This window comes from Hymenobacter sp. R533113 (genome assembly GCF_056835965.1).
On the sequence record NZ_JAKWBD010000011.1, the window covers coordinates 302067 to 316914 of the forward strand.

10 protein-coding genes are annotated in these 14848 nt (G+C 57.0%); all 10 read left to right on the forward strand.

Translation table 11 applies throughout. The annotated features are described in order from the left end of the window. Window positions 1–59 precede the first annotated feature (59 nt). The 10 genes from MKZ35_RS08405 (at window position 60) to bglX (ending at window position 14502) form a co-directional block, all read left to right on the forward strand. Window positions 60–443: a response regulator gene (locus tag MKZ35_RS08405; RefSeq protein ID WP_482512844.1), complete on the forward strand. Its 384-nt coding sequence runs from the start codon at window positions 60–62 to the stop codon at window positions 441–443. Further along, window positions 440–1486, forward strand: coding sequence for an adenylate/guanylate cyclase domain-containing protein (locus tag MKZ35_RS08410; protein WP_482512778.1), 1047 nt, complete (start codon window positions 440–442; stop codon window positions 1484–1486). Before MKZ35_RS08405 ends, MKZ35_RS08410 begins: the two co-directional genes overlap by 4 nt. 110 nt (window positions 1487–1596) lie before the next feature. Further along, window positions 1597–3093, forward strand: coding sequence for a M28 family peptidase (locus MKZ35_RS08415; protein WP_482512779.1), 1497 nt, complete (start codon window positions 1597–1599; stop codon window positions 3091–3093). A gap of 601 nt (window positions 3094–3694) precedes the next feature. After that, window positions 3695–6763, forward strand: a complete 3069-nt coding sequence (locus tag MKZ35_RS08420; RefSeq protein WP_482512780.1) for a SusC/RagA family TonB-linked outer membrane protein — start codon at window positions 3695–3697, stop codon at window positions 6761–6763. A gap of 9 nt (window positions 6764–6772) precedes the next feature. Then, window positions 6773–8332, forward strand: coding sequence for a RagB/SusD family nutrient uptake outer membrane protein (locus MKZ35_RS08425; RefSeq protein ID WP_482512781.1), 1560 nt, complete (start codon window positions 6773–6775; stop codon window positions 8330–8332). A gap of 158 nt (window positions 8333–8490) precedes the next feature. Further along, window positions 8491–9147 (forward strand): DUF3131 domain-containing protein, encoded by a 657-nt coding sequence (locus MKZ35_RS08430; protein WP_482512782.1) that lies wholly within the window; start codon window positions 8491–8493, stop codon window positions 9145–9147. Beyond that, window positions 9144–9851 (forward strand): glucoamylase family protein, encoded by a 708-nt coding sequence (locus tag MKZ35_RS08435; protein WP_482512783.1) that lies wholly within the window; start codon window positions 9144–9146, stop codon window positions 9849–9851. The genes MKZ35_RS08430 and MKZ35_RS08435 overlap by 4 nt, the downstream gene beginning before the upstream one ends. A 257-nt stretch (window positions 9852–10108) precedes the next feature. After that, window positions 10109–10702 (forward strand): hypothetical protein, encoded by a 594-nt coding sequence (locus MKZ35_RS08440; protein WP_482512784.1) that lies wholly within the window; start codon window positions 10109–10111, stop codon window positions 10700–10702. After that, window positions 10603–11865 carry a discoidin domain-containing protein gene (locus tag MKZ35_RS08445; RefSeq protein ID WP_482512845.1) on the forward strand — a complete coding sequence of 421 codons (1263 nt, stop codon included), beginning with the start codon at window positions 10603–10605 and terminating at the stop codon, window positions 11863–11865. The genes MKZ35_RS08440 and MKZ35_RS08445 overlap by 100 nt, the downstream gene beginning before the upstream one ends. A gap of 318 nt (window positions 11866–12183) precedes the next feature. Beyond that, window positions 12184–14502: a beta-glucosidase BglX gene (gene bglX / locus MKZ35_RS08450; RefSeq protein ID WP_482512785.1), complete on the forward strand. Its 2319-nt coding sequence runs from the start codon at window positions 12184–12186 to the stop codon at window positions 14500–14502. The last annotated feature ends 346 nt before the right edge of the window (window positions 14503–14848 follow it).

Genomic DNA, 14848 nt, shown 5'->3' on the forward strand with positions numbered 1-14848 from the left:
TTGTTAATCGGCCCCGTTTAAGGATAACTTCCTCTTCCAGTAGTACTACCTTCGCCATGATGAAAATACTAGTAGTTGATGATGAGACAGACGTGCGCCAGCTATTTGAGCAGCGTTTTCGGCGAGAAATCCGCAGTGGCGTATTCTCCTTCACCTTTGCTTATTCGGGTGAGGAAGCCCTGGAGTACCTGCATGACCACTACTCCGAGGTTGTTCTGATCTTGTCGGACATCAACATGCCCGGCATGAGCGGCCTGGAGCTGCTGCGGCGCATCAAGCAGGAGCATCCTATGCCACCCCCGCCTACGGTCATGATGATTACGGCCTACGCGGATCAGGAAAGCCACCGGCAAGCTATGCAGCTGGGCGCCAATGCCTTTCTAACCAAACCAGTAGACTTCGCAGCCCTAAAGGAAAAGTTGATTTCCATGGAAAAGGCATGAGAACAAAGATTTTAGTTGTAGATGACGAAGCCGATTTGGAGCTGCTGATTAAGCAGAAATTCAGGCGTAAAATCCGGGAAAATCACTACGAGTTTCTGTTTGCCAGCAATGGGCAGGAAGCACTTAACCGCGTAGCGGAAAACCCCGATACGGACATCATTCTGTCCGATATCAACATGCCCGTGATGGATGGGCTGACCATGCTTACCAAGCTGCACGATGCGCATACCGCGATTAAAACGGTAATGGTTTCGGCCTACGGCGACATGCAGAACATCCGCACGGCCATGAACCGCGGCGCCTTCGACTTCGTGTGCAAACCCGTCGATTTCAATGATTTAGAGCTGACCATCGAGAAAACCATCGTGCAGGTAAAGCAGCTGCGCGAAACGCTCCAGGCCATTCAGGAAAATAACATCCTGAAAATGTACGTGGACGAGACGGTGCTCAATTTCATGGCCCGCCCCGACTTCGAAAACAAGCTGCTGGCCAGCGAAACCATCGAAGCCACGGTGGTTTTCATTGATATCTGCGGCTTTACGTCGTTGTCGGAAGTTTTGCCCCCCGGCGATGTAGTGAACATGCTCAATACCTACTTCGACCAGATGGTGCGCGAGATTATCGCCCACAGCGGCTACATCGACAAGTTTATGGGCGACGCCGTGATGGCCGTGTTCCGGGGCGAGTACCACCTCGACCGCGCCATCGACGCGGCGCTGTCGGTGCGCAGCTTATTGGCTGCCAGCCCCGGCACCTTGCCCGATGGCTCAGCCTATCAGCCCCAGGTATCTATTGGCATCAACACCGGCGAAATGGTATCCGGCAACATTGGCTCCGCCTCGCTTAAGCGCCTGGATTACACCGTAATAGGCGACACCGTAAACGTAAGTCAGCGCCTCCAGGGCGCGGCCCAGCCCGGCCAGATTATCGTAACCGAAGCGACGTATAACAAGATCAAGGAGTCGTTTCAGTGCCGGCAGGTGGGCGAGGTCAGCCTGAAGAACAAAGCCAAGCCCATCATGACGTATGAAGTCCTAGCATAGAAATTAAGACACTCATCAAACAATAGAACGTCATGCTGCATCTGGCGTCCGCTTGTCGAAGCATGACGTTCTTCAGTGAAAACTTAGTTGGAATTTCTCCCTCCCCCTCTATGAAGCAGACTATACTTTCTCGTCGTCTTCTGCCCGGAAGTTTGCTGGCACTGTTACTCCTAAACAGCGGCTCAGCCACTGCGCAGCGTAGCCCTTTTGCCGGCGACAAGCGCTCGGCTATTAAGGAAGAAGATTTAAAGCGCGACTTGTTTGCCATCGGCGGGGACCATTTTCGGGGCCGGGAGGGCGGTACGCTGGATGAGCTGAAAGCATCGGTATGGATAGCCGAGCAGGCCCGCGCCATTGGTTTGCAACCCGCCGGCGACGATGGCACCTACTTCCAGTTTTTCCATATTCAGCGCACCCGTCTCACCAAAGACAGCCGCCTGAGCATCGGCACTCACCAGCTCACCCACGGCAAGGACGCCATGATTCTGGCCCCTGGCGTGGCGACCATAAATGCCCCCCTGGTATTTGTGGGCACCGGTACGGCCACCGAAATGGCCAATGTGGACGTGAAGGGCAAGGCGGTAGCCATCCTCTTTTCGGGTACGCCAGCAGCTGAGTTGAGTTACCGCCGGTTTGTGGGCCAAACTATGCGCGATAAGTCGGTGGAGCTGGTGAAAGCGGGCGCCGTGGCCGTGGTATTTGTGTCGGATGCGCGGGCCCAGAATCTCTACGAAAACTGGACCACCAGCTACGAGCGTGGGCGCTATGGCTTGCCCGGCGATGCCAGCACGCGCGTAGTAGACCAAGCGCCCACCATCTGGCTGCCCGCCGAGGCGCTGACCTGGGTACGCCAGCCGGGTCAGCAGCTCACCGCCATGCTCAAGGTGGAAAGCTTCGCTTATCCGTCGGTGAACATTGTGGCCACCGTGCCCGGCACCGATGCGCAGCTAAAGAAGGAAAACGTCTTGTTCAGCACCCACCAAGACCACGACGGCGTGCGCAAGACCGTGGCTGGCGACTCTATCTGGAACGGTGCCGACGATAATGCTACGGGTTGCGCGGCCTTGCTCGCTACCATGCGCGCTTTCAAGCAGAAGCCGGCCAAGCGCACGGCCCTGTTCGTATTTCACGGGGCCGAGGAGCGCGGCTTGCTGGGCTCGCGCTACTATGCCGCCAACCCTACGGTGCCGCGCGAGTCGATTGTGGCGGTGCTCAATGCGGAGATGCTGGGTCGCAACGCGCCGGACAGCGCAGCCTTGCTCGGCTCGCAGCCGCCCCACCGCAACTCGCTCAGCTTGGTTAATACTGCCCTGGCTGCCAACCAGGCCAGCGCTCGGTTTAAGCTGGACACGCTCTGGGATAAGCCTACGCACCCGGAAGGCTGGTATTTCCGCTCCGACCACCTTTCTTATGCCCGCCTGAATATTCCGGCTATCTGCTATACTACGCTGCTGCACAAGGACTATCACACGCCCAAGGACGAGCCCGAGCGCATCAATATTCAGAAGCTAACTGCTGTTACGCGCTGGATCTACCTGACGGGCTGGGCGGTAGCCAACCAGCCGGAGCGCCCGGCCCTGGACAAAGACTTTAAGCTGGAACGCTAGCATCAGCCCGGCTGGGGGGCATTTTTAACGTTACCCCCTGATTCTCACTTCAAAAAGTACGCAACGCAAAGAGCAATTAGGTTGGCGAGTTTTCGCCAACCTTTTTTTGTATCTTATCTTCTGAATCAATTAATACTTCGTTCGCACAACCTTACGAAGTATAGATCAGTACTGCTTCTACGGCTGTGTTTATTCGGAGCCTCAGTGCCGCATAAAATCAAGCCGCAACCGATCTGCTGGACAGGGGAAATGCAGTGCCCAGGCTATTCAAAAAGCCCCCCAACCAGCCCAACGCAACCCTCCTATTGCTGAGCAAATAGTTGCGTCCTTTCTCGTTTTGCTGCCTATCGTTTGACTGATTTCCGAGGGCCAAAGGTAGAATCCTAACCGCTGTCACCACCGGCGAGGAGCAGAGAGAAATTTGATTCATCGCTTTTAATACTACGTGGTCCTTGGTCGAATCAGGACTGGCTAGCTCTGCAAACGATTGTGCTTCCCCTGACCTGATTGTAGTTACAATTGACGAGCCCTTCATCAGGGGCACTTACGAACCCGGAACATCCTTCTGCATCTTCTTTCCCACCCCAAACCACTAGCTTATATGGCCCCTATTTTACAGTTTCCTGGGCTTCCCAGGCGTGTGCAGCAATTCGCGGCCCTGGTTGGGTTAGGCGTTGTATTGTGCACCAATAGCGCGGCAGCCACCGCAGCGCCCGCAACGAGTGCCAGTCTGGCCCAAACGCCGGCCGACGTCACCGTAACCGGCCGCGTGATTGACGAAACCGGCGGCGGCCTGCCCGGCGTGAACGTGGTGGTAAAAGGCACCACCAATGGCACCAGCACCGACCCCGAAGGCCGTTACACCATCACCGCCCCGGACAATGCGACGCTGGTATTCTCTTTTGTGGGCTACAACCCGCAGGAAGTAGTCATCGGCGGGCGCACCACTATCGACATCAATCTGGCGCCCAATACGCAGGCTCTCGGCGAGGTAGTGGTAACCGGCTACGGCACCCAGGCCAAGCGCGACCTGACCGGGGCGATAGCGCGGGTAGAAGGCACTGAAATTGTGAATCAGCCGGTGCAAACTGCTACCCAGGCCTTGCAGGGCAAGATTGCCGGAGTACAAATTACCAATAACGGCTCGCCTAACTCCCAGCCCGTGGTGCGCATTCGGGGTACGGGTACGCTGCTGGCCGGCGCCAACCCGCTGTACGTGGTAGACGGGGTGCAGACCACCGATATTCGTAACCTGAGCAACGCCGATATTGAAACCATCGACGTGCTGAAAGACGCCTCGGCGGCGGCCATTTATGGCGTCCGAGGGGCAAATGGCGTCATTATTATCACCACCAAGCAAGGCAAGCTGGGCAAGCCGGTGCTGAGCTACAGCGCCACCGGCGGCTTCAAGCAGGCCGCGCGCCTCGTGGATATGGCCAGCTCGGAGCAGTACGTAAGCTACCTCCGCGACATTTCGCCCAACACTACCATTCCTACCTTCTCGGGTACTACGAACTGGTACGACGAACTTCTGCGCCGCAGCACCTTCCAGAACCATAACCTGGCCGTGTCGGGCGCCAGTGAAAACGTGCGTTACTACTTCTCCGGCAACCTGCTGCAGGATGATGGTATTGTCATCAATAACAAGTTTCAGCGCCTGACGGTGCGCTCCAATACGGCTTTCGATATTTCCGACAAGGTCACGATTAGCTCCCAGGCCTCCTTTAGCCACGCCAATACCCGCGACGTGAACATTGGCGCCGCCTACGGCAACGCTTACCGGGCGGCGCCCATCATTCCGGCCAAGCAAAACGACCGCTACGGCAATACCTCGGCCTTTGGCAACGTGGGCAACCCACTGATCGACATCGAGCAAAACGATAATCGGTCCGCGGAAAACCGTTTGCAGGGCAACGTGGGCATTGATGTAAAGCCTGTCACCTGGCTGACGCTGCGCTCGGCCATCAACGTGGACCTGAACTACAACAACCGCCGCGTGTATGACTTCCGCTACCTCAACGACGAGAATACTTTCCTGACCGCCGGCGGCAACCAGAGGCGGGACCGCAGCGACCTGAACGTGACCAACAACAACAACTACCGCTATTTGTGGGAGAACACGGCCACGTTCCAGCAGCGCTTCAATGACAAGCACAACCTGACCGTGCTGGTGGGCAACGTGGTAGAAGAAGGCCTTGATAATGAGTTCACGGCTGGCCGCCGCGATGTGCCCGTCGACCGCGACCAGTGGTACATTGTGGCCGGCGACCCCAACTCGTCGGTGAACGGCTCGAACGCTTCCAAGGATCGGCGCATCTCTTATTTGGGCCGTATCAACTACGCCTTCCTCGACCGCTACCTGTTCACGACCAACCTGCGCCACGATGCTACTTCGCGCTTTAACCGTGATGAGCGCAACGGTTTTTTTCCCTCGGTGGGTTTGGGCTGGGTAGTGTCGGACGAGGCCTTTCTGAAGGATAACAGCCTGCTGAACTTCCTGAAGCTGCGGGCCAGCTTCGGCCAGCTCGGCAACGACCAGATTCCGGCCAACACCTATATCGTGACGGCCAACACGAATATTCCGTACGTGTTCAATGGCCAGCCGGTGCTGGGCGCTACCATCACGGAAATCAAAGACCAGAATGTGCGCTGGGAAACCACCACGGAGTACGACGTTGCCGTGGAGTTTGGCTTGCTCGATAACCGCCTGACCGGCGAAGTAACCTATTACGACAAGACCACCTCCGACGCGCTGATTCCGATCAACATTCCCGGTATCCTCGGCGACCCAAACAACCAGTTTATCACCAACGCCGCCGACATCACCAACAAGGGCATCGAAGCCGGCCTGAACTGGCGCACGAGTATTGGCGAAAGCCCTGACTGGAGCTACAACATTGGGGTAAATGCCACCTTCAATAAGAACCGTATTGCCAACCTGAACGGTGGGCAGGCCTTGTTTGCTGGCACTAACAACGTAACGCGCTCCGATAACGGCGTGGCCGCCGGCAGCTTCTTCCTGCTCGATGCCATTGGCGTATATCAAACGGCCGATGAAATTGCCAGCGGCCCCCGCTCCACGTTCAACCCCCAGGTAGGCGACCTCAAGTACGCCGACACCAACGACGACGGCGTGGTTGACTTACAGGACCGCTCTTACTTTGGCTCCTATCAGCCACCCATCTACTTCGGCATCAATGGGGGGCTAAATTTCCGCAACGTGGACTTCTCCTTCGTGTTTTCGGGCAATCTGAACAACAAAGTCTACAACGCCAAAAAGCAGCAGCGCAACTCCACCAACGACAATGTGGAAGCCAGCTTCGCCAACGACCGGTGGACAGCGGCCAACCCTTCCAACACCGACCCGCGCTCCTTGATGAGCAGTATGCCCAACTCGACTTACTTCCTGGAGTCGGGGTCATTTATACGCCTCACGAACGTCGTTCTGGGATACACCGTGCCTGGCGCTTCCCTGGAGCGTTTCCGCATGACGGCATTCCGGGTGTTTGCCTCGGCGCAAAACGTATTCACCATCACCGACTACACCGGCTTCTCGCCCGAACTGGCCGGTGGTCCTCTGGATTCGGGCATTGACAGCTTTACCAGCACTACTAGTTCGTACCCCATTAGCCGCACCATCACGCTGGGGCTGAACATCAACTTCAAATAAGCTACGCCGATGTATTTCTCACTTCCCACCTCCTTCCCGCGCCGCGCCGGCACGGCCGCCTTGGCCCTGACTCTGGCGCTCGTTAGCGGCTGCAAAGATTTCCTCGACGTAGCCCCCCAGGGCCAGCTCAGCGAAGACGCCATCCGGACTGACCCAGCCGCCGCCCAAAAGCTGGTTGATGGCGTGTACAACGTTATGTACCTGGGCGGTTTTGGCCCCGACGTCCATGGCTTGCAGCACGTTATCATGACGGATATTGCCTCCGACGACTCCGATAAAGGCAGTACTCCCGCCGACTACGGTGACGCCCTCACCATCGACAACTTCACCCTCACGGCCGCCAATGGCACGCCCAACAACGCGTGGAATGGCTACTTCCAGGCCATAGCCCGCGCCAACCAGGCCCTCGACAAAATTCCGCTGAGCCCCGCTCCCGAGGACACGAAAAACCGCCTTATTGGGGAAGTGCGCTTCCTGCGCGGCTACTTCTACTTCAACCTGGTTCGCTTGTTCGGGGGCGTGCCCCTGCTCGACCGGGTGCCGCTAACCTCGGAAATCAACAGCCCGGAGTTTCAGCAGCGCGCCACCGCTGAGCAGATTTACGATTTTGTTATCAGCGACTTACAGTTCGCCGCCGATAACCTACCCCTGAAAGGCGCTACCCAAACCGGCCGTGCCACCAAAGCCGCCGCGCAGGGCATGCTGGCCAAAGTGTATCTGTACCGCCGCAATTATCAGCAGGCCTTTACGCTGACCAACGAGATTATTCAGGGCCGGTCGGGCGCGTATGCCTTGCAACCCAACTACGCCGAAATCTGGCGTACGGCGGGCGCCAATGGTCCGGAGTCCCTATTTGAGGTGCAGGCGGGCGTCAATGCGGCCTGCAACAACTCGGCCGTGGAGCTCTACACCGTATCGCAGGGTCCGCGCGCTGGCGGCCGGGGCGGCTGGGCCGACTTAGGTTTCGGCTTCAACACGCCCACCGTATCCCTGGCCAATGCCTACGAGCCAGGCGACGTGCGCCGCGCTGGCACCATTATCTTCATTCAGCCCACGGCCCCCGCTGGGCAGCGCTCCACCGGCACCGTGCTCTGGGACGGTTTCCGCATTCCCAGCAAAGATTCCGTGGAAGGCTTCCGCTACAGCTACAAAGCCTACCACAGCCGCACCCGCGAAGCCAACTGCGGCAACAACGACTACCTGCCCAAGAACATTCGGGTGCTGCGCTACGGGGAAATATTGCTCATCAACGCTGAGGCCGCGCTGCAAATCGGCAATGCCGCCGCGGCCGCTACCAGCCTGAACGCCGTCCGTACCCGTGCTGGTCTGGGAGCCAGAACGGCCCCCACGCTCCAGCAGATCTGGCAGGAGCGCCGCGTGGAGCTAGCCCTCGAACACGACCGGTTCTTTGACCTGGTGCGTCAGGAAGGCGTACAGCCCGGCCGCATCGTCCCGATTTTCGCAGCCCAGGGCAAAACCTTCGTGAAAGGCAAACACGAGCTATTCCCCATTCCGCAGGCGCAGATTGATTTGAGTGGTGGGCAGCTCACGCAGAACCCTGGGTATTAGCAGCCTCACCCCTAACCCCTCTCCTAGGGGAGAGGGGAAACTAGCCTCTAGTTTTTCAATCTACAGCCTACATCTCGTTAATAACTAGCCTGGTTTTTTAGAGCTAGTCCCCCCTCTCCCCTAGGAGAGGGGGTTAGGGGTGAGGCCAATCGTAAGCTATGAAAGCAAAATTCCTCCTTCTCCTGTGTCTACTCTTACCGGGCTTGCTACCGGCCCAGCAAAAGCCAGCGCCAAAAAAAGCCCCCCAAACCACCAAATTCGATCCGCGCCAACGGCCCCGCAACCTCACCGATGAGCAGCTCCTGGACCTAGTGCAGCGCCAGACCTTCCGCTACTTCTGGGACTTTGGGCACCCTGTGTCGGGCATGGCGCGCGAGCGCAGCAACGTGGCCTACGAGTACGGCGACGAGGTAGTAACCACCGGCGGCACCGGCTTCGGCATTATGGCCATCATCGTGGCCGCCGACAGAAAGTGGATAACGCGGGAAGAAGCGGCGGCGCGCATCCTCAAAATCGTTAAGTTTCTGGAGAAGTCCGATTCGTTTCACGGCGTGTTTCCGCACTGGCTGAATGGGGCGACGGGCAAGGTTATCCGCTTCAGTCAAAAGGACGACGGGGGTGACTTAGTGGAGACTTCATTTCTATTTGAGGGCCTGATTTGCGCCCGCCAGTACTTCACTCAGGAAAACAAAACCGAGCAGGAACTGCGCAACCGCATTCTGTGGATGTGGGAAGGCGTGGAGTGGAGCTGGCACACCCAGGGGGGCAAAATGTGCTGTATTGGCACTGGAGCCCCAACAATGGCTGGAGCATGAACCACCAGATTCACGGCTGGAACGAGTGCCTGGTTACCTACGTGCTGGCCGCCGCCTCGCCCAAGTACGGCGTTGACAAGAAGGTGTACGACCAGGGCTGGGCCACCGGCGACTACTTCAAGAATGGCAAGGAGTTCTACAAAACCAAGCTCCCGCTGGGCTTCGACTACGGCGGGCCGCTGTTCTTCTCGCACTACTCTTTCCTGGGCATTGATCCGCGCGGCCTCAAGGACCAGTACGCCGATTATATGCAGCAAAACCAGGCCCACACCCGCATCAACTACGCCTACTGCGTCGATAACCCAAAGAAGTACAAAGGCTACGGACCCAATAGCTGGGGCCTCACCGCTTCGGATAGCTACAAGGGCTACGCGGCCCACTCGCCCACCGAAGACTTAGGCGTGATTTCGCCCACTGCCGCCCTATCGGCCATGCCCTACGCGCCGGCCGAATCGATGGCGGCTTTGAAGCACTTCTACAACGACCTGGGGGACAAAATATGGAGCGAATACGGCTTCGTGGATGGCTTCAGCGAGCATCACGACTGGTACGCTAAATCCCACCTCGCCATCGACCAGGGCCCCATCGTGGTCATGATCGAAAATTACCGCACCGGCCTGCTCTGGAAGCTATTCATGAGCAGCCCGGATGTTCAGCGCGGCCTTACCAAGCTCGGGTTTGAAAGTCCACAGATTAAGAAATAATCCTCTTGAACGTCATGCAGAGCATTCCGCGCGTGAAGCGGCGACGAAGCATCTCGCTCGCGGTCATTATTGATTAAAAGGCGGTCATGCTGAGCGGAGTCGAAGCATCTCTACCGCTTCGTTGAGATTACCACTTCGGTAGAGATGCTTCGACTCCGCTCAGCATGACCGCCTGTTTAGGTGAGTTAGCTTAGCGACGACAGCACGCGAGATGCTTCGGCTCCGCCTCTGCATGACAGACGATTTTCAGCTTACTTATGCTCAGAACCCTGCTCTTTTGCTTTGCTGCGTTGCTGAGTTTATTTACTCAGGCCCAGCCAACCGCCAGTCCTGGCCAGCGGACGTATTGCAATCCCCTGAACCTGGACTACGGCTATACGCCCATCCCTGACTTTGCGGTTTCGGGCAAGCACCGCGCTACGGCTGACCCGGTCATTACCTTGTTTAAAGGTGATTATTACCTGTTCTCGACTAACCAGTGGGGTTATTGGCACAGCAAGGACCTGTACAGCTGGAAGTTCGTTTCGCGCTCTTTCCTCAAGCCTCAGCACAAAGTGTATGATGACCTGTGCGCGCCGGCCGTGTTTGTAATGGGCGATACGCTGCTGGTATTCGGCTCGACGCACGAGAAGAACTTCCCCATCTGGATGAGCACCAACCCCAAAGCCAACGAGTGGAAAGAAGCCGTGGAGCCCTTCCAGATTGGCGCCTGGGACCCCGCTTTTTCCTGGATGACGATGGCAAGCTATACCTGTACTGGGGCAGCAGCAACGAGTTTCCGCTTTATGGTCAGCAAATCAACCGCAAGACTTTCCAGCCCATCGGTCAGCCGAAGGAGATGTTTGGGCTGAATGACGAGCGGTTTGGCTGGCAGCGGTTTGGCGAATACCTCGACAACACCTTCCTCGACCCGTTTATGGAAGGTGCCTGGATGAATAAATACCAGGGCAAATACTACCTCCAATACGGCGCGCCCGGCACCGAATTCAGCGGCTACGCCGACGGTGTGCAGGTGAGCGACAAGCCGCTGGGCCCGTTCACGCCCCAGCCTCACAACCCGTTTGCGTATAAGCCCGGTGGCTTTGCCCGCGGGGCCGGCCACGGCAACACCTTTCAGGACACCTACGGCAACTGGTGGCACCTTTCCACGATGGTGGTATCCGTAAAAAACAACTTCGAGCGGCGGCTGGGCCTTTGGCCTGCGGGCTTCGATAAAGACGGCGTATTATACAGCAACACCACCTTTGGCGACTACCCGCACTACCTGCCCACCGGCCCCGCCGACCACCTCAAAAGTCGCTTTGCGGGTTGGATGCTGCTCAACTACCAGAAGCCGGTGCAAGTGTCCAGCACGCTGGGGGGCTTTTTGCCCAACTTCGCCGTTGATGAAAGCATCAAAACCTACTGGAGTGCCGCCACGGGCAACAAGGGCGAATACATCCAGACGGATTTAGGCAACCTAAGCACCGTGCACGCCATTCAGCTAAACTACGCCGACCAGGATGCGGAATTTCTGGGTAAGCAGCGGGGCACCTACCATCAATACAAGCTCTGGCACTCCCAGGACGGCAAAAAATGGCGGATGCTGGTGGATAAAAGCGAGAACAAAACCGACGTCCCGCACGATTACATCGAGCTGGCCGGGCCGGTAAAAACGCGCTACCTCAAGCTCGAAAACATCCACATGCCCACCGGTAATTTTGCCATCAGCGGCCTGCGGGTATTTGGCAAAGGAAATGGAGCCGCGCCTGCGACAGTGCAGAACTTTATCGTGCTCCGCACTGAGAAGGACAAGCGCAGCGCCTGGCTGAAATGGAAGGCCATCGATAACGCCTACGCGTACAATATTCACGTTGGCATCAGCCCCGATAAGCTCTACAATTGCATCATGGTGCACGGCACCCCCGAGTTCTACTTCAAAGGCATGGACAAAAACTTACCTTATTATTTCACCATCGAAGCCATCAACGAAAACGGCATTTCCGCCCGAATACCAGTCGTAGCGGCAAAGTAAAAAATTAACAGTATCTAACTCAAAAAGAACGTCATGCAGAACGCAGTGAAGCATCTCGCGTGCTGATGTTGCTAATTAAAAGGGGGTCATGCTGAGCTTGTCGAAGCATCTCTACTGACTACTAATCAAACGAAGCGGTAGAGATGCTTCGACAAGCTCAGCATGACCGCCTTGTTGTTTGATAACCAGCACCAGCACCACAACGTCAGCACGCGAGATGCTTCGCTCCGCTCTGCATGACGTTCTTTTTGAGTTAATACTTCTAGGGGGCTTTTTACCTCCTCTCTGGTGCTACCACCCCATCCTATCCTCTCCCCCATGAAAAGCACATTCCGCACTTCCTTGCTCCTCTCGTTGGGCATCTCGCTGAGCCCGGCGCTGCACGCCCAGACAGCTGTTGCTCCACCTTCCAGTGTCAATACCCAGAAGATGAATCAGTTTGTGGAGGCGCTGATGAAAAAGATGACCCTGGACGAGAAAATCGGCCAGTTGAATCTGGTGTCGGTGGGCTTCGACGTGACCGGGCCCGTGGTCAGCAAGGACGTGGACGCCAACATTCGCAGAGGCAATGTGGGCGCGGTGCTCAACACCTACACGCCCGTGGCGGCGCGTAAGCTGCAGGAGCTGGCCGTGAAGGACTCGCGCCTGAAGATCCCCCTGATTCTAGGCTACGACGTTATTCACGGGCACCGCACCATCTTCCCGATTCCGCTAGGTATGGCCGCCTCCTGGGATTTGCCCGCTATGGAGCGCAGCGCCCGTATCGCGGCCGAAGAGGCGGCTGCCGACGGTATCAACTGGGTATACTCGCCCATGGTCGATATTGCCCGCGACCCGCGCTGGGGCCGCATTGCCGAAGGTGCCGGCGAAGATCCGTATTTGGGTTCTCAGATTGCCCGCGCCATGGTGCGCGGCTACCAGGGCCCCGACAACGACATGAGCAAGCCCACCAACGTCATGGCTTGCCTCAAGCACTTTGCCCTCTACGGTGCCGCCGAAGCCGGCCGCGACTACAATACCACCGACATGAGCCTGGTGCGCATGTACAACGAGTATCTGCCCCCCTACAAAGCTGCCATCGAGGCCGGCGTAGGCTCCGTCATGACGTCTTTCAACGACATCAACGGCATACCGGCCACCGGCAACAAGTGGCTAATGACGGACTTGCTGCGCACGCAGTGGGGCTTCAACGGCTTTGTAGCCACCGACTACACCGCCATCAACGAGATGGTAGCGCACGGCATGGGCAACGACGCGCAAGTGTCGGCGCTGGCGCTGAACGCGGGTACAGATCAGGATATGGTGGGCGAGATTTTCCTGAAAAACCTGGCGCAAAATCTGAAAGCCGGCACCGTGAAGCAGGAGCAGATTGACCTGGCCTGCCGCCGCGTGCTGGAAGCCAAATACAAGCTCGGCCTGTTTCAGGACCCGTACCGCGGCGTAACGGAAAAGCGCGCCAAGGCGACGATGATGAAGAAAGAGTTCATTGCCGACGCCCGCAGCATCAGCCGCAAAAGTCTGGTGTTGCTCAAAAACGACAAAAACACACTTCCGCTCAAAAAGACCGGTACGATTGCGCTCATAGGCCCGCTGGCCAACCGGCAGCGGGACATGATAGGCAGCTGGAGCGGCGCCGGCGACTGGAAACAGGCCGTTTCGCTGGAGCAGGGCATCAAAAACGTGGCGGGCAACGGCGTCAAAATAGTGTACGCCCAAGGTGCTAACGTCACCAATGATGCGCAGATGATTGAGCGCCTGAACGCCCACGGCGGCGACCTGAACATTGACAAACGCACTCCCGAAGCCCTGATTCAGGAGGCAGTGCAAGCCGCCCAAAGCGCCGACGTAATTGTGGCCGCCATAGGCGAGTCGCAGGGCATGACGGGCGAAGCGGCCAGCCGCGCCGATATTACCTTGCCCGGCCAACAGCTGGAGTTGCTGAAAGCTCTAAAAAAGACCGGCAAGCCGCTGGTACTGGTACTCATGAACGGCCGGCCCATGGCGCTGAGCTGGGAAAACCAGAACGCCGATGCTATCCTGGAAACCTGGTTTTCGGGTACGCAGGGCGGCAACGCTATTGCTGATGTGCTGTTTGGCGACTACAACCCATCAGGCAAAATCACGGCTACTTTTCCGCAGGTAGTAGGCCAGGTGCCTATCTACTACAACCACAAAAGTACCGGCCGGCCCTTCAACGGCACCGACAAGCTGGATAAGTATAAGTCGCGCTACCTGGACGTGAGCAACGATCCGCTTTACCCATTTGGCTACGGCCTGAGCTACACCACGTTCAGCTACAGCAAACCTGAGTTAAGCAAGACCACCATCAAGCAAAACGAGCCGCTGGAAGTGCGCGTAACCGTTCGCAACACCGGTAACTACGACGGTGAGGAAACTGCCCAGCTCTACATCCGCGACATGGTCGGCTCCATCTCCCGGCCCGTGAAGGAATTGAAAGGCTTCCAGAAAGTCGCGCTGAAAAAGGGCGAAAGCAAAACGCTCACCTTCCGCCTTACTCCCGACGATTTGAAGTTCTACAACAACGACCTGAAGTTCGTCTCAGAGCCCGGCGACTTTCAGGTGTTTGTTGGTGGCAACTCCCGGGATGTGCAGGAAGCCGCGTTTAAGCTGGAATAATCATTTTAGACTGAATTAGTACACGTCAGCCGGATGCTGGGGGCAAATTTGCCCCCCAGCATCCGGCTGACGTGTTGAATGGGGTTTCCCTTAAGTTCCTTACTACGCGCCACCAGCACGCAGATGCACTTTAACAAACCGTGGCGACCTTCTGAACCCGTTCTCAAAAGTCTAAAACAAGCACGCACAAAGTACTTATTATCATAAAGTTACACCCATTAAACAAGCCAAAAAAAGGTCTGATTAAGCTCACTTTTCGTTGTTGTAAACTCTGGTTTATTAGCACCTTTAGATATTGATATACGCCAGAGCCTAGTCGGGCTCAGCCTTTACTCGGCAAAAAGCT

Bases quoted from the DNA above. Each gene is read 5' to 3' on its own strand.
- MKZ35_RS08410 (WP_482512778.1), top strand. From the start codon at position 440: ATGAGAACAAAGATTTTAGTTGTAGATGACGAAGCCGATTTGGAGCTG.
- MKZ35_RS08415 (WP_482512779.1), top strand. From the start codon at position 1,597: ATGAAGCAGACTATACTTTCTCGTCGTCTTCTGCCCGGAAGTTTGCTG.
- MKZ35_RS08405 (WP_482512844.1), top strand. From the start codon at position 60: ATGAAAATACTAGTAGTTGATGATGAGACAGACGTGCGCCAGCTATTT.
- MKZ35_RS08440 (WP_482512784.1), top strand. From the start codon at position 10,109: ATGCTCAGAACCCTGCTCTTTTGCTTTGCTGCGTTGCTGAGTTTATTT.
- MKZ35_RS08430 (WP_482512782.1), top strand. From the start codon at position 8,491: ATGAAAGCAAAATTCCTCCTTCTCCTGTGTCTACTCTTACCGGGCTTG.
- MKZ35_RS08425 (WP_482512781.1), top strand. From the start codon at position 6,773: ATGTATTTCTCACTTCCCACCTCCTTCCCGCGCCGCGCCGGCACGGCC.
- MKZ35_RS08420 (WP_482512780.1), top strand. From the start codon at position 3,695: ATGGCCCCTATTTTACAGTTTCCTGGGCTTCCCAGGCGTGTGCAGCAA.
- bglX (WP_482512785.1), top strand. From the start codon at position 12,184: ATGAAAAGCACATTCCGCACTTCCTTGCTCCTCTCGTTGGGCATCTCG.
- MKZ35_RS08435 (WP_482512783.1), top strand. From the start codon at position 9,144: ATGAACCACCAGATTCACGGCTGGAACGAGTGCCTGGTTACCTACGTG.